The sequence below is a fragment of the Shewanella atlantica genome (assembly GCF_003966265.1).
GTDB lineage: Bacteria > Pseudomonadota > Gammaproteobacteria > Enterobacterales > Shewanellaceae > Shewanella > Shewanella atlantica.
This window is the reverse complement of record NZ_RXNV01000006.1, coordinates 133,330-149,061: the sequence shown is the minus strand read 5'-3', so window position 1 is coordinate 149,061 and position 15,732 is coordinate 133,330. Positions and strand designations below refer to the sequence as shown.

Genomic DNA, 15,732 nt, shown 5'->3' with positions numbered 1-15,732 from the left:
GTGACTAAGAAAACCGTAACGTTTGAATATGAAAAAGAGACCAAGAATAGTGTGCGATATCAAGAGGTCCCTGAATCTGGCCAGGCGCCAATAATGGGTACTATTTACGTACAAAAGTGGTTTGCTGGTGATGCCAAACGGTTTGAGGTAACCATTGAGAAGCAAGATTAATCGTCAGTGATTATGGCTTACTCATGGCCGCTTTAATCAAGGACGATTAAAAACGGCCGGTATCATTGTACTGACCGTTTAGATTCTGGCAGTTTAAAATATGGCCATTTAGATTCAATAGCGACTAGTCTGCGGTTGTACCTAATTGCTCACTTTTATGAAGTCCTGCGTTGCTCATTGGTGACTTCGCCGAGCAGGCGGTCTATAGAGTGAACGACGCCCTCACTGGCATCCTCCATCGCTTCAACGTGTTTAATTAATGCTTGTTGATCACTATCTTGACCCGCTTTTATCGCATTACGCCCGGAGTCATGAACCAGTTGATGAGGCGGATTTAAGCCATTAAAGCTTGGCAGGTGGCTATACTGCTCGGCTCCTGCGCCCTCGAAATACCACTTACCTAAGCGACATTCGGTATGCTTATTCACCTGGGCTTGATAGTCCCGTTGCTCAAGATAGCTATAGACGTTGTTTTTCCATACCGCATGGTCGAGTTTGACGGTATCGAGGAACGAACGCGCAGTCGCTATATGGATAACTTTCTGCATGTGTTGAGACTTGGATAGTACTTCATTGACGACGACATCTATCTGCTCAGAAGATGCTGATATATCAGCTGCATACAGTTGGTTTTCACTAATTGATGTTTTTATCTCTTGGGTCTGGCTTAAGACACGATTAACTAAGCTCTCAATCTGATCACTAGCTTCGTGGGCTTTCCCTGCCAGGGTGCGCACCTCATCGGCAACGACAGCAAAGCCTCGTCCGGCTTCACCTGCACGTGCAGCCTCAATTGCTGCATTAAGCGCAAGTAGGTTCGTCTGCGATGAAATCTCCTGAATCGCGACGATAAGCTGACCTATTGATTTAGCCGTTTCGTCTAAAGCCGTTGCTGAGTTCATCGTGGTATCGGTTTGTTCACTTATTTTTTGGGCGCGGGTTTTGAGCTGCTCCAGTGCGGTATGGGTTTGGGCAAACATTTCATCGAGTTGCTTGAGTGCTTCATTTTCATGGATCAGCTCTTCAGCACTATTTGCGAGTCCGGTGCGAATGGTTTCCAACATTCTCCCGCCTCTAAGGTTGCTCGTTATCAGAGTGGCGTCGAGCTGTTGCTCTTGATGTAATTTATTATGTTCAATATCCTTTCTTTTTAGCTCTTCGACAAGCTCCTTAATCTCCGTATCGTGCTGCTCCTTCATTTCTTGAAGTTGTTGTTTTAGAATCGCATTTTCTTTTTTTAGTCCGTTATTGAATAGCATTCTTAACCCCACTAATAGATAGCTGCTGACAGTATGGCACATGGCGACATTTTTACTTAACCGCCAACAGGCGATTATCATCATTTGGATCAATCATTTCTGAATTAATTCTCGCTAAATTCATCACGGAATGACAATCGGACCTATGTCTGACCGGGACCTTCATATGCACCTCCTAAATTCTGGCGATATATTAGAGTTCAACTAGCTTTAAGAGAGGATTAATTTTCTTCGCTTTGAGACTACTTGAGCATGAGAGTAAAGCATGCCAGGTAGTGAAATCATCTGAATGAATAAGGTTGTGACTATGCCTAAGATCGCCATCGTACAAGAGTCTCCGATATTGCTGGATCGCGATGCCACAATAGAGAAAGCGGTGATATTGATTGAAGAGGCTACATCGGCAGGTGCCGAGTTGGTGGTATTTCCTGAGGCATTTATCGCCGGGTATCCAGCCTGGATCTGGCGGCTTCGCCCCGGTGGAGATTGGGGAACCAATGAAGCCCTGCACACCAGGTTACTCCATAGTGCCGTCGATATTGAGGCCGGTGAGCTTGACCCGCTTTGTAATGCCGCACGGGCAAATAAAGTTACGGTTATTTGCGGCATGAATGAACGTGATGGGTCACACAGTCGTGCAACCTTATATAATACCGTGGTGATTATCGGCAGTGACGGCAAGCTAATCAATCGCCATAGAAAACTGATGCCAACTAATCCCGAGCGTATGGTATGGGGGTTCGGAGATGGCTCCAGTTTGAAAGTTGTCGATTCACCCCTTGGTAGGCTTTCGACTCTGCTATGTTGGGAAAACTATATGCCTCTGGCCAGGTATACCTTGTACTCTCAAGGGGTTGAAATCTATGTCGCGCCTACCTATGACAGCGGTGAGGGGTGGATAGGCACAATGCAGCATATCGCCAGAGAGGGGCGTTGCTGGGTCATATGTAGTGGAGTCGTACTCGAGCATAGCGATCTCCCCGATGATTTCCCCGATAAAGATAAGCTCTACCCGGAGAGTGATGAATGGATCAATCCTGGAGATTCGGTTGTTGTCGCTCCGGGTGGTGAAATTGTTGCGGGACCTATGAGACAAGAGAAAGGCATACTGTACGCCGAGATCGACTCAACAGCTGTGGCAACATCCAAAAGAGCGTTGGATGTGGCGGGGCACTATTCCAGACCCGATATTTTCACTCTCGAGGTGAATACCCAGGTTCAGAGCTCAATTAAGTTCAGATAGCTTACCCGGAAACACTCATGTATGAGTGTGTCTGATACGAGAATATAGGGTCGCTATCCAGGGCTCTATCTCATCGCTAACCGCTTAGCGGTTAAGAATATCAAACTATAATAACCCACTCTGATAAGCCTTACTGACCAGATTGGTGCGGTTTCTGGCGGTTAAAATTACTCTTGCTCTATCGATGTGATAGTTGACGCCCCGTTCGCTCATATAGAGTTGTTTGCCAACCTCTTCACTCGAGCAGCCCTGTGCCACTAACGAGAGTATCTCTACGCAGGTTGGGGATAATACTCTGAAGTTAGAGATAGGGTTGATGGTCTTAAATGCTAAGGCGTTAAATGTTTCGGCGAACTCCCTGAGCAGCGTCTCCAGCTCATTTGAAGCAGATGACATGTTGCCGATAATTTCTTCCCGGCCATTACAGGAGAAGAGGTTACAGATCCCTATCCAACCTTTTTTATCTTTAACCGGGTGATAAAAGCTCATTCTGGTCCGTATTTTGTGTAGGTTAAGTAGCTGTTCGAAGCTCTTCTTTCGTCGCTCCGGCATGGTGTTTTCCGGCCATATATAGGGGTTGTATCGTTTTCTGATTGAGGGGCCGGATAGCTGGTATCCCTCATCACTTCTGGCGAAGCGATGTAGAAACTCCTCCCGAAATTTCAGTATTTCAGGATCTGAGGCGACGGCGAAACGCATCTTCTTTAGATCGATCATCTTTGCGAAATGAAGCTCTTCGTTGCTGTCGCTGTTTTGAGTATTTGCCTGTTCATCGGGAACTATGCAAACATTTGATAGTTCATCCGGAATGATGCAATAGTAAAACCGATCAAGGCCGAAGGGTTGTAGTTTTTCCAGAAAGTTCTCGATGATCCTGTTACAGACCAGCTCACTTTGTTGTGCAGACATAACGACTCCTCTTCTATCGAGAGGAAGGGGTTACCTTCCTCTGATTAATACCAATCGGTATAAGGTATGAATTACTGAGTGCCTTCCTGTTTTTCTACATGGCAAGTCAAGCAGCTTTCAGGCTCTTTAAAATTGGTTTGCTCACTGTAGTAATCATCTTTGGTCGAGTAAGCATCGCCGTGTTTTGTTAAGGTCTTGGCATGGCAGAAACCACAGGTCAGTAGCTCGCCATGACTATCAGGTGCACCATTATTTCCATGACACTCAGCGCATTCCCATGGCGCCATTTCCTGAGTTACATGGCTGTTGGCGGCATTGTGGCAGGTCGTACAGTCTGGTATTTTCCAGCCAAAGTGAGACGGTGTTAATGGTGCTCTGGCCTGGCTGATATCTTTGATCCGAGTCGGATCGATCTCTGGCGCTTCGGCATCGCAACCAGAAGTCGACTCTTGGTTACCGTAACCATTGCCGAAGGCGGCACCAATATAGTTGATATATTCTGGGCCATAGATGATCATGGCATCACCGGTCAGGTGTGGATCGTTACCACCGAAAGGCAAACCAAACTTCATATAACCACGCCCCTTAGGGTTATGGTTTTCAAATTGCTCACCTTCACCGTAGTGGCGGGCACGATAGCCAAGGATCCCGGGGATCTGGCCATAACAGGCTTTACGATATTCATCGCCGCCCATGTCGGTTCTGGCTGAACACATCACCCACTGATAGAGACCATTTTGGGCGCCTGAGTCCATATAGTTTTCCCACTCACCTGTGTGGTGAACGAATCCGCAAGAGCCGTTGTTAGTATATCGTTCGTTAACAATATTGCCCACATCATCGCGGCCGTTAAAGCTGATCGCCGTCGCAACATAGCCCTGAACATTTGAATTGGTACTCAAACGTGGCCAGTAGGACCAATCAATCTTCAGATCGGGGCGCTGTTCGACCAGAGATAGCCAGGCATCAAGCTCGGTTATGGTTCCCTCTTTATAGATGTCGGATCTGAGGTTATGGGGAGTGACCTCGATATCTTTAAATACCGCGCGTTGATTCGGAATAAGGATTTCGCCTGTTTCCGTGGTTTTAGCTGGTTTAAAGTCGATGACGATTTCCGGGATGATCACCTTGCCACCATTCTCGGCTAAACGGTCCATCTCTTTCTGGTATTTCTTCTTACGAATATCCATCTCACCAGGCTGTGCGGCAACCAGAACGATACTCATCTCGTTCTTAAGTGGGTGGTGATCCATACGGAAATAGATCTCCTCCTCCTTGTAGTAGTAGTGATCGGTTTCGTAGCTGCCCTCTTTCTTATGTTCCCAAATACTAGGTCCTACAAGGTACTTCCAGCCTTGCCCTTCGGTTTTACCCAGATTATCTTGATCTACCACTTCCGGCAGGCCGGTGATGCCTTCGATCGAGGTGATAAAGTGAGTCTTGAGGTTTTCATCTTTTTCATATTCGATGTCGAGGTTATATTTCTTGGCTGCCCATAGCAGTAGATCCATCACAGAACCACGGCCATCCTGAAAGATATCCGGGCGGATAGAGTCGATCTTTACACCTGACATGTTGATGGCCGTAGGTGGCAGCAGGTAATCAACCTTGAGTCCCAATTTTGCCGCATCTGCAACCATTTTAGACTCGAGCACACCTTCTATCTCATGACCACTGGAGTAACTCTTTGCATTACTCTTCTTGGCTGCGTCAGAATCATCGAGTGGGCTGAATCCTTTTACAATAGCAAACTGAATCACCTTGTTTAGCTTTTGCTCATCTTCAGTAGGGCCACCAAAAACATAATCCGGCTTTACAATCGGCGGCTCCGGCGGGATCGGTGGCTCCGGGGTGGGGGAGTCATCGCTGCCACAGCCACCGAGGGCAAAACTAAGGGCTAACACCGCTATAATGGAATTGCGTTTCATCATCTATTCCTTGTTGTTCTAATAAGTCCGATAAGAATAGGAGGTGTATCTGGTCGCCATCACTAGTAGAAATGACAGTGTCGAAACTCGCTGTGATTAAGATCCCTTTAGAAGCGTTTTTTCATCTGATTTTTGCCATATGGGTATGGCGATTTCTCTCTGTGAGTGATTTTGCTATGTCTTACAAATAAGGAAGAAGGTGGATTAACTCAATGTGGGGGCGAGTATGATGTGAGTGAAATGTATTGCGGTTAACCAAGGAGTAGCCAGTTAGACAAATCAACAAAAGAAAGGGAGAAGGAGCTGGTGAGTCTTAGGTTGTGTTTGTCTATAAGGCTCTGTATCTATTTAACATCAGAGCCTTATCTGCTTAGTCGAGGGCTGGCCCCTGCACTATTTATAGTATTTAACCGCCATATCAATTAACGGCTCGCGGCTAGCTTTAGCTGCGCGCAGTCTGGCGAGATAATTTTCCCATAGTTCGACTTGGTTAGCGGCGAGATCGTGCAATATCTTCCATGAGAACAAGCCAGTGTCATGACCATCATCGAAGGTGATTTTCACTGCATAGTTGCCAACAGGCGTCAGCGCTTTAATGTTGACGTTTTTCTTGTGGGTGACCAATACCGGGTTGCCATGTCCATGCACTTCGGCCGAGGGGGAGTAGACACGTAACATCTCACAGCTGAGCTGAAACGTTTCACCCGTATCGAAGGTGATCTCGAGCTGGCGTGATTTACGTTTAAGCTTAAGGGCGGTAACCATAGGTGATTCAGGATTCGTCATAGTTGCAGTTGTCGTCGTATCTTCAAATTAAACGTGCAGACAGGGTAGCGCTTTCGAGGTAAAAAGTCCTGAATTTCGGTCAAAAGATAATGCTAATCCGGAATAGGGTCAGGTTTGTGTGACCCCATGGGATATTTAGTAGGATTGTTATTAATAACGAAATGAGGCAACCATAGATTTCAATTTGCTAGCCTGGGCCGACAGCTGCTCACTGGTCTTAACCATCTCGGATGCACCAATCGATGTCTGCTCTGCTCCGCTTCTGATCATCTGTACGTTTTGACTGATATCTAAGGTCACGCTTGCTTGCTCCTCTGACGCTACGGATATCTGACTCGCCATATCGACAATCTGCTGACTCGACTCGGCTATTTTTGAGAGCGACTCACCGGAACTCCTCGCTTCAGAGATGGTGTTTTCTGCACTGTTTTGGCTGGACTGCATTGCCGTGGCTGCTTCATCAGCACTTTGCTGGAGTGACAGAATCACGGAGTTAATACTCGATATGGACTCCTGGGTCTTGGAGGCGAGTGCCCTGACTTCATCTGCTACCACGGCAAACCCTCGTCCCTGCTCTCCAGCCCTCGCTGCTTCGATAGCGGCATTTAAGGCCAGCAGGTTAGTCTGCTCGGCAATACTGCCTATCACCTCGGAGACCGAATTAATTTGGGCGCTCTTCTCCTGCAGAGATAGTATTACCTCTGTTGCGTCGTTGATATCGCCTGAGAGCTTTTCAACATTACCGACCGTTTGCAGGACATTTTCCTGCCCCTCCTTGATGGTTGTTTCAGACTCCTGTATCACGCTGAGGCAGTTAGAGGCGTTGAGGCTAACTTCATTGACTGTGACAGTCATCTCCTCAACGGCGGTGGCAACTAACTCAGTCTGCTGGAACTGTTCCTGAACATTGTTATTGGTCTGCTCAGACATCCCCGAAGTTTGAACGGCAGTATCGGTTAACTGTTCGGCTGCACCGGCTATGTTGCTGACTAACTCTTTGAGCTTGGCGTGCATCTTATACATAGACAGATACAGGCCCTTCGCATTGGCGGCATGGGTAAAGCTTAAGGTCAGGTCTCCTTCGGCTATGCTGTTGGCAATGTCGACCATTTCAGTCGGTTCACCACCCAGTGGCCGGGTTACAGATTGACTGATAGCAACTGCGATAACACCACCGAAAATGATCGTTAGCATGCCGGACAGGAGTAAGACAAAGTTCAATGTGTCACTGGCTTCGGTAAGGCTTTGCTGATCGGCTTTAAACAGGTTTGCCTGAGAGATCCGCATCTCTTCCAGAATACTCTTTATCTTACGGGCTCTAGGTGCCGCTAATGTACCTAGCCAATGGTTAGCCTGGTTCCACTCGGCGCTGGAACGAGAACCAAACATCTGGATTACATAGGGGGCAAACTCGCTTCTGGCCTGCTTAAAAATATCCCACTGCTTTCTTTGCTCGACCGACATCAATTCAATTGAGCTTTCGAGAGTCAGCATTAAGTTGTCGCTTCTTTCTTTTAACTCTAAATAGTTGTTTTTGAACTTAAGATCACCGGAAAGTAAGTAAGCCCGAATATTGGCTAAGCCCATTGCAAATGCAGCGCGGCTGTCGGCTAAGGTTTTGAGGAATACCTTGTGTTCGATATTACTCGGATTAGCCATTTCACCCTCTATGATAGCGGTTAGCGCGGTCAGGGTTCTGGCCGCCGTAGGTGCCGCTTTAGTGAGGAGAATATCGAAAGAGGGGATGTTTTTATCTGTATGAGCGATATCCTCAATTTGTTGTTGTGCTTGCTTAAACTGGCCGATAATTGTTTTCATCTCTTTGAGCCGCTCTATGTTTCTGGGCACGGTCCAATTTTTTGCGAACCCCTCCAGACTCATGAGGGATTGCTCTAATTTATCCCAGCCCTGGGCTCGTTCGTCCATGAATAGTTTAGCCTTGCTTGGATCGCCGCCAAGAATAAGGTAACCCCTCAGGCCTGATAAAGTTTGGGTGATGGCGCCTTCAAGATTCATTCCGGCCTGTACAGTGGGCGTCCTGAGCTCTAGCAGCCGGCTTTGTGTGGTGTTGATGTCTTGCAGCTGCATATACACTATGCTCGAACTTATGATGAAAATTGCGATAACCAAACCAAAGCCCAGTAGTAGTTTTAGCCTCACTGTCAAATTCAAGATGGCATTCATATATAGTTCCTAGCTGCCGGACGCACCAACACATTCTCACTGAACTAAATTATAGTTGAGCCGATAGAGTTCACTTACATTTAGTATGGTTATATTGATCTGAATGTAGCCATTTGAACTGATGTTGGGGAGAGCTGATGATTTGGCGAGGGCTATTGAGTTGTAATGAGGAGTATTGAGTCGTAGATAATAAAAAGTCACGAGCGAAGCGTTTGTGCTTCAACTCGTGACTCTTTGCGATATCTGCCTTACAGGATAAAGCGGCTTAGATCTTCATCTTGTATTAAGTTATCTAAGTGGCTGCTGACATATTCAGCATCGATAACGAAGGTGCTACCGGACTTGTCAGACGCATCATAGGATAGTTCTTCCATCAGACGCTCCATCACAGTATGAAGACGACGGGCCCCGATATTTTCGGTACGCTCGTTTACTTGCCATGCGGCTTGGGCGATGCTCTCGATACCATCTTCGGTGAACTCAATTTTAACATCTTCGGTGCCCATCATAGCAACGTGCTGTTCAGTGAGTGAGGCATGAGGCTCGATTAAGATACGCTTGAAGTCATCGGCGGTCAGGGCGCTGAGCTCGACACGAATCGGCAAACGGCCCTGCAACTCAGGGATTAAGTCTGACGGTTTAGACATCTGGAATGCACCGGAGGCGATAAACAAGATATGGTCAGTTTTAACCATGCCGTGTTTTGTGTTGACCGTGCAACCTTCAACTAAAGGCAGTAGGTCACGCTGTACGCCTTCACGTGATACATCCGGACCTGAAGACTCACCACGCTTACAGATCTTATCGATCTCATCCAAGAAGACGATACCGTGCTGCTCAACCAGTTCGATAGCCTGTTCTTTCATGTCATCTTGATTGACGAGTTTTGCAGCTTCCTCTTCAATCATAAGCTTGTAAGCTTCTTTGATTGGCATCTTACGACGCTTGCTGTCACCGGGTCCCATATTTTGGAACATACTCTGTAGCTGGTTTGTCATCTCTTCCATGCCCGGAGGAGACATGATTTCGATACCGACCTGAGGTGCAGCAACGTCAATTTCGATCTCTTTGTCGTCCAGCTGACCTTCACGAAGCTTTTTACGGAAGATCTGACGAGTGGCCGAATCATCTGGCTTTTCGTTGTCCCAATCTTCTTTAGGCTTAGGTAGAAGTGCGTCGAGAATGCGCTCTTCGGCAGCCTCTTCGGCTTTGAATTTGCACTTCTTCATCTGTTCTTCACGGGTCATCTTAATCGCTGAATCGGTTAGATCGCGAATGATCTGTTCCACTTCTTTGCCGACGTAGCCCACTTCGGTGAACTTAGTGGCTTCGACCTTGATAAACGGCGCCTTTGCCAATTTAGCCAGGCGGCGGGCGATCTCTGTTTTACCGACACCGGTAGGGCCTATCATTAAGATATTCTTTGGGGTCACTTCCTGGCGGAAATCGACATCGAGTTGCATACGACGCCAGCGGTTACGCAGGGCGATAGCCACCGAACGTTTTGCATCGTGTTGGCCAATAATGTGAGAGTCTAATTCATGGACAATCTCACGTGGGGTCATTTCAGACATATTCTTTCCTCATGCATTAGCATCAGTGTTGAGCGTGCGCCGCTGCTTGTGGTTCAAGTTGAGCGGCACTCGATCAGTAATTTAATTCTTCGATTGTTTTGAACTGGTTGGTGAACACGCAGATATCACCGGCAATGGTTAGCGATTTTTCAGCAATCTCTAACGCGCTAAGTTCAGTATTTTCGAGTAGTGCAGTTGCGGCCGATTGGGCAAAGTTGCCCCCGGAGCCGATAGCGATAAGATCGCTTTCCGGTTGGACGACATCACCGTTACCGGTAATGATTAATGAGCATGTGTCATCGGCAACCGCAAGCAGGGCTTCAAGCTTACGTAGCATCTTATCGCTACGCCAGTCCTTTGCCATCTCAACGGCGGCTTTCATCAGATGACCCTGATGCATCTCTAATTTTGCTTCGAAACGTTCGAATAGGGTAAAAGCATCGGCGGTGCCGCCAGCAAAACCAGCCAGGACTTTATTATGATAAAGGCGACGAACTTTTCTGGCGTTACCTTTCATCACGGTATTACCAAGTGATACTTGGCCATCTCCAGCGATGACGACCTGGTTATTACGGCGAACTGATACGATTGTGGTCACGATGTTTCCTCTTCTCAAACTGTCGAGTCGATACTCGTCAGTGGGTGATAGAAGATATATGGGGGGAGGTTAGTCAAATATCAAGGAAGAGGAGTGTAAAAGAGGAAAACATCGATGGTTTTATTGGGTTGGTTTTATCTATTAGCCCGCAAGGAACCGTCTTTACCTGAAAGCGTAGCGTCAATCAGGGCTTTATACCAATTGGTATTACCCGCCTATCGGCTACGCAGTAACGTGTCTAATCGATATAGATCTGGTTGGGATCACCCTTCCCAGTATAAAATGATACAACCGTTGATACCGGCGCCCTGCAGGATGTGACGGTGTTTCTCAGCCAGTCGCTTACGATCGTACGGACCTAAGCTAACCTTGTACCAATCGCCTGTTGTACCCTTAACCTTACGCACATTGGCGGATAAGCCCTGAAAAGCAATAACTGCTTTCATCTGTTCAGCCTGAGATTGAGTTCTGAATGAACCACACTGCATCTGATACGGTCGAGTTGGTGCCGTTTTTTCCGGTATATCGACTTCAACTTTCTTATTTTCAAGCTCTTGCTGATAGGTCCACTCCTCTTTTGGCTTCGGAGGGAGTGCGTTGGGATCTTTTTTTACGACAGTCTTCTTGGGCTGCTCGACAACGACGGGAGCAGTTGTTTCTGCACTGTCGTTGATGCTCCATAGGAAGTATCCAAATCCACCGAGCAGGCTGACGGTAATAAGCAATAAAAGAACAGGAAAGCGTCTGGGTGCAGGCGCTTGCTTACCTCTTCGTGCTGTTTTGCCTTTACCTTTGGCCGGCTTTCTATTGGCGTAGTCGCGATTTGTCATTGAATAGTAATACCGTTATTTCTGATCTGTTCTGTTTTGTATATGGCTTCAATGCCGGGAGCTATCTTAATTTAAGATTTTACCCCGGCATTGTTTAGGTCATAAAAGCTAGATTACATGCGATCCAGCGTTTCGATACCAAGCAGGTCCAGGCCTTGCTTGAGTGTCTTCGCCGTGAGCTGAGACAGGAGTAAGCGACTCTTCTTCTGCTCTTCAGATTCTGCTGCAAGTACCGGACAAGCTTCGTAAAAACTAGAGAAAGCACCAGCCAATTCAAACAGGTAGCCACATAACGCGTGGGGCTGACCTTTGGTGACCATGCGAGACAGAACTTCACCAAACTGAGCTAATTTGTTACCCAGTTCCTTCTCTTTATCATGATCCAGCTGCATTTTTGCATCGCTAAGGTCGATATCTGCGGCACGTTTAAAGATGCCCGCGACTCGCGTGTAAGCATACAGGAGGTAAGGTGCCGTGTTGCCTTCGAAGCTGAGCATCTGCTCGAAGCTGAAGATATAATCGCTGGCGCGGTTCTTGGAAAGATCGGCGTATTTAACCGAGCTGATCCCAACCACTTTGGCAATCTTTTCCAGTTCGGCCTGATCCATATCCGGGTTCTTGCTTCGAACCAGTTCGAGTGCTCGGGTGTCGGCTTCAGTTAGCAGGTCAACCAATTTTACAACACCACCTGAACGGGTTTTAAACGGACGACCATCATCGCCATTCATGGTGCCGAAGCCCATGTGCTCCAGGCTCATATCCGGATTAATAAACTCTGCAGTTCGGGCGAGTTTAAATACCTGCTGGAAATGCAGTCCCTGACGAAGATCGACAAAATAGAGTGCGCGATCGGCTTTCAATACATTTGAGCGGTAACGCATCGCTGCCATATCACTGGTGGCATACAGGTAGCCGCCGTCTGCCTTTTGGATGATTACAGGTAGAGGGTCACCGTCTTTGGTTTTGAACTCATCCTGGAACACGACTTTAGCGCCATTACTCTCAGACAGCAGGCCCTTAGCATCGAGATCTTTAACTACCTGCTGCAGGTCGTCATTATAGGTACTTTCGCCACGGACATCTTTACGTGTCAGGCTAACTCCTAAGCGCTCATAGACGTCATGACAATGGCTGAGTGAAATGTCGTTAAACTCACGCCAGAGTTTATTGCAATACTCATCGCCAGACTGCAGTGAAACCACAAGCTTACGAGCACGGGTTGCAAACTCTTCAGATTCATCGAAACGAACTTTCGCTGCGCGGTAGAAGGTCTCCAGATCCGATAGTTCCATCTGTGCCTGTTCACCATTTTGAGCACGTAACTCTTCCATGTAAGCCAGTAGCATACCGAATTGAGTGCCCCAATCGCCGACGTGGTTTTGACGAATGACATTGTGGCCCTGGAATTCGAGTGCGCGCACCACACTGTCACCAATAATTGTTGAACGCAGGTGACCTACGTGCATCTCTTTGGCTAAGTTTGGTGAGGAGTAATCGACAACCACGGTTTGTGGCTCAGGCAATTGAATGCCTAAGTGGTCATCATTTAATGCTGTCATTAGCTGAGTAGCGAGGGCATTCTCATCGATGAAAAAGTTAATAAAACCGGGCCCGGCTATTTCAACTTTTGCTACCTGGCTATCTTCCGGCAGACTGTCGATGATCTGCTGTGCGAGTTCTCTTGGATTCTTACGGGCAACTTTAGTGAGCATCATCGCCAGGTTAGTCGCGAAATCACCGTGAGTCTTATCTTTAGTTCGGTCTACCTGAACGCGAGCTTCAAAATCAGTTGGGATCACACCCTGTTGTTTAAGGGCGTCTAGGGCTTGTATGAGTAAAGATTGAATATGTGATTTCATTGGCGTTAATTGGCACTTACTAATGATAAAAAGATTTAGGGATAACCGCACATTTTAGCCGCTAGTGATGGTCAATTGCTATCTTCGAAATCACTTTTATGGCTTTTTTTAACTTAAAAGTGACCGATTGACCATCATTGGCTTGGCAAAAGTCGGTAAAGCATTCGATTAGAGCAGATCTTGCGGGTCTCTGTCTAAGCTCCATCGACACCGTTTCGCCAAAGGCAGAGACTCTATCTGAGGCAAGGCATGTTCGAATGCACTCTGTAATTGATTGCGCGACTTGGTCTGGAAAATAAGATGTCGGCGGTATTTTCCCGCCTTCTTATCCATAGGGGCGGGCATAGGTCCGATAACCTCACTCTCCTCGTTCTGCGGTAAGAGTTCGGCAACCTGGGATAAAAAGTTGTCGGCGTCTATGGCCTGATGTGCCTCGGCGCGGATTAACAACATATGCCAGGCCGGCGGTAGCAAGGCTTGCTTACGTTCATTGAGTTGACCACGAGCAAATTCGCCATAGCCTTTATGCATTAATTCCCGTAACACCGGGTTATCGGCCTGATGAGTTTGCATCAACACTGTACCCGGCTTTCTGGCCCTTCCGGCCCGGCCCGATACCTGAGTATAAAGTTGGCCGAACCGTTCAGGTGCCCTGAAGTCGGCACTGAACAGGGCACCATCGACATCTAATAAACCTACCAGGGTCACATCGGGGAAATGGTGTCCTTTTGCCAGCATCTGTGTGCCGACGAGGATCTTATACTCGCCTTTATGTATGGCATTGAGATGTGCTTCCAGAGAGCCCTTCCGGCTTGTGGTATCGCGATCGATTCGAACCACAGGGTATTTCGGGAACTCTTTCTCCAGAACATTAGCCAGTTGCTCTGTGCCAACCCCTTGCCCCATCAACATGGTGCTGCCACAGTTATGGCACTGTTTTGGAATGGCGTATTGATTTCCACAGTGATGACAACGGATCTCGCCCAGTGACTGATGCACGGTGAAAAAAGCATCACACCGGTCACATTCATGGAGGTGACCACACTCATGGCAAAGTAGCGCAGGAGCGAAGCCTCTTCGGTTCAGAAATAACAGGACCTGGTTACCCGCATCGAGATGAATACGCATCTCATTGAGCAGAGCATGGGAAAGGCCGGTGTTCAGGGGCTGGTTGCTGATATCTATGATGCCCTGACGTACTTTCTCTGCATTGCCCGCTCTTTGGCCCAGCTCAAGGTGTTTGTAGCGGCCATTGAGTGCATTTTGCAGGCTCTCGAGGGAGGGGGTCGCGGTGCCGAGCAGGACTGGAATATCTTCTAAATGCCCCCGCATCACAGCGAGATCCCGGGCATGGTAACCCACGCCTTCCTGCTGCTTAAAGCTGGAGTCATGTTCCTCATCCAGAATTATGACTCCCGGAAAAGCCATAGGAGTAAATAGGGCTGAGCGTGTGCCGATAATGATCGCCGCCTCGCCGGATTTTGCCTGTTGCCATGCCGCTAACCTTTGATTATCGGTTAGCCCGGAATGAATAACGGCGACCTGCACCTTGAATCGGCTTTTGAAACGACTGATCGTTTGTGGCGTTAAGCCTATCTCGGGAACTAAGATCAGTGCCTGTCTGCCCTTACTGAGTACTGATTCAAGCAGGGCCAGATAGACCTCAGTCTTACCGGATCCCGTAATACCTTCGAGTAGAGTGCAGTGATAGCCGGCTTGCTGGTTGAGCGTAGCAACGGCGATGGCTTGTTCCGGATTGAGCGTTAAGGGGTCTTCATCAAGCTCAAGTTTATCTCGCCAGGAAAGGTCGATAGTGTTGACTCGCTCATCCCGGGTTATCCATGTTCTCTCCTGAAGGGCCTTCAGCGCTGATTTACTCAGGGCTAAACTGGTGACTTCATCTTGAGTCAGCTCCCCCTTAAGCAGATGCTCCATGACTTTTTTCTGTGCGGGAGCACGTTTCAGGGTATCGAGTGATGCAGAACTGCCGGCCCCGGTCAGGTGCCAGAAAGTGGTGGTGTTTGATGAAACCTCAGCTCCCTTACGCAAGGCGACAGGAATGGCTTGCGAGAGCATTTGACCTAAGCTACAAAAGTAATATCTTGCAGCCCAAGCGGTTAGTTTATAAAGTGAATCAGGTAGCAGCGGTTTCTCATCTAACAGTTCGATAATAGATTTTATCTGCTGAGGTGCTAAGTTACAGGTATCGGAAATACCCGTGACCAAACCGATTAATTGCTGACGACCAAAGGGTACTTTAACTCTCATCCCTTTTTTAGGAAGGGTTGAAATGGACTCAGGTACTTTATAACTGAAGGCTTGCCGCATAGGCACAGGCAAGGCAACCTCGACAAACAGGGGCATAGGGTGACAAGATTTATCAATGGATAC

General features: G+C 47.7%; 12 protein-coding genes. 2 read left to right on the top strand and 10 right to left on the bottom strand.

Annotated features, from left to right (window positions below; genetic code table 11):
* Positions 1–171: a hypothetical protein gene (locus EKG39_RS23425; protein WP_185817615.1), complete on the top strand. Its 171-nt coding sequence runs from the start codon at positions 1–3 to the stop codon at positions 169–171.
* Positions 172–326: 155 nt separating this feature from the next.
* Here the strand turns inward: EKG39_RS23425 and EKG39_RS14480 are convergent, their stop codons facing one another.
* Complete coding sequence (locus EKG39_RS14480) at positions 327–1,514, bottom strand: methyl-accepting chemotaxis protein (protein ID WP_342775530.1); 1,188 nt, start codon at positions 1,512–1,514, stop codon at positions 327–329.
* Positions 1,515–1,737: 223 nt separating this feature from the next.
* Here EKG39_RS14480 and EKG39_RS14475 point away from each other — a divergent pair, with 223 nt between their 5' ends.
* Positions 1,738–2,673: a carbon-nitrogen hydrolase family protein gene (locus EKG39_RS14475; RefSeq protein ID WP_126506575.1), complete on the top strand. Its 936-nt coding sequence runs from the start codon at positions 1,738–1,740 to the stop codon at positions 2,671–2,673.
* Positions 2,674–2,778: 105 nt separating this feature from the next.
* Here EKG39_RS14475 and EKG39_RS14470 read toward each other — a convergent pair whose 3' ends face one another.
* The 9 genes from EKG39_RS14470 to priA all read right to left on the bottom strand — a co-directional run bounded on the left by EKG39_RS14470 (position 2,779) and on the right by priA (position 15,705).
* Positions 2,779–3,582, bottom strand: a complete 804-nt coding sequence (locus EKG39_RS14470) for a response regulator transcription factor (RefSeq protein ID WP_126506461.1) — start codon at positions 3,580–3,582, stop codon at positions 2,779–2,781.
* Between the two features lie 71 nt (positions 3,583–3,653).
* Positions 3,654–5,510, bottom strand: a complete 1,857-nt coding sequence (locus EKG39_RS14465; protein ID WP_126506460.1) for a cytochrome c3 family protein — start codon at positions 5,508–5,510, stop codon at positions 3,654–3,656.
* Between the two features lie 393 nt (positions 5,511–5,903).
* Positions 5,904–6,296, bottom strand: a complete 393-nt coding sequence (locus EKG39_RS14460; RefSeq protein ID WP_126506459.1) for a gamma-butyrobetaine hydroxylase family protein — start codon at positions 6,294–6,296, stop codon at positions 5,904–5,906.
* A 150-nt stretch (positions 6,297–6,446) separates the two neighbouring features.
* Entirely contained in the window at positions 6,447–8,480 is a 2,034-nt protein-coding gene (locus tag EKG39_RS14455) for a methyl-accepting chemotaxis protein (protein ID WP_126506458.1), read from the bottom strand.
* A 248-nt stretch (positions 8,481–8,728) separates the two neighbouring features.
* Positions 8,729–10,054, bottom strand: a complete 1,326-nt coding sequence (gene hslU, locus EKG39_RS14450; RefSeq protein ID WP_126506457.1) for an ATP-dependent protease ATPase subunit HslU — start codon at positions 10,052–10,054, stop codon at positions 8,729–8,731.
* 73 nt (positions 10,055–10,127) lie between these two features.
* Complete coding sequence (hslV, locus tag EKG39_RS14445; protein WP_126506456.1) at positions 10,128–10,652, bottom strand: ATP-dependent protease subunit HslV; 525 nt, start codon at positions 10,650–10,652, stop codon at positions 10,128–10,130.
* A gap of 263 nt (positions 10,653–10,915) precedes the next feature.
* A complete protein-coding gene (locus EKG39_RS14440) occupies positions 10,916–11,482 on the bottom strand; it encodes an SPOR domain-containing protein (protein ID WP_126506455.1) in 567 nt (188 codons plus the stop codon).
* A 113-nt stretch (positions 11,483–11,595) separates the two neighbouring features.
* Positions 11,596–13,341 carry an arginine--tRNA ligase gene (argS, locus tag EKG39_RS14435; RefSeq protein WP_126506454.1) on the bottom strand — a complete coding sequence of 582 codons (1,746 nt, stop codon included), beginning with the start codon at positions 13,339–13,341 and terminating at the stop codon, positions 11,596–11,598.
* 168 nt (positions 13,342–13,509) lie between these two features.
* Positions 13,510–15,705, bottom strand: a complete 2,196-nt coding sequence (priA, locus tag EKG39_RS14430) for a primosomal protein N' (protein ID WP_126506573.1) — start codon at positions 15,703–15,705, stop codon at positions 13,510–13,512.
* Positions 15,706–15,732: the final 27 nt, after the last annotated feature.

Bases quoted from the DNA above. Each gene is read 5' to 3' on its own strand.
- EKG39_RS14470 (WP_126506461.1), bottom strand. From the start codon at position 3,582: ATGTCTGCACAACAAAGTGAGCTGGTCTGTAACAGGATCATCGAGAAC.
- hslU (WP_126506457.1), bottom strand. From the start codon at position 10,054: ATGTCTGAAATGACCCCACGTGAGATTGTCCATGAATTAGACTCTCAC.
- EKG39_RS14460 (WP_126506459.1), bottom strand. From the start codon at position 6,296: ATGACGAATCCTGAATCACCTATGGTTACCGCCCTTAAGCTTAAACGT.
- priA (WP_126506573.1), bottom strand. From the start codon at position 15,705: ATGCCCCTGTTTGTCGAGGTTGCCTTGCCTGTGCCTATGCGGCAAGCC.
- EKG39_RS14475 (WP_126506575.1), top strand. From the start codon at position 1,738: ATGCCTAAGATCGCCATCGTACAAGAGTCTCCGATATTGCTGGATCGC.
- EKG39_RS14480 (WP_342775530.1), bottom strand. From the start codon at position 1,514: ATGATGATAATCGCCTGTTGGCGGTTAAGTAAAAATGTCGCCATGTGC.
- EKG39_RS14465 (WP_126506460.1), bottom strand. From the start codon at position 5,510: ATGAAACGCAATTCCATTATAGCGGTGTTAGCCCTTAGTTTTGCCCTC.
- EKG39_RS14455 (WP_126506458.1), bottom strand. From the start codon at position 8,480: ATGAATGCCATCTTGAATTTGACAGTGAGGCTAAAACTACTACTGGGC.
- argS (WP_126506454.1), bottom strand. From the start codon at position 13,341: ATGAAATCACATATTCAATCTTTACTCATACAAGCCCTAGACGCCCTT.
- EKG39_RS14440 (WP_126506455.1), bottom strand. From the start codon at position 11,482: ATGACAAATCGCGACTACGCCAATAGAAAGCCGGCCAAAGGTAAAGGC.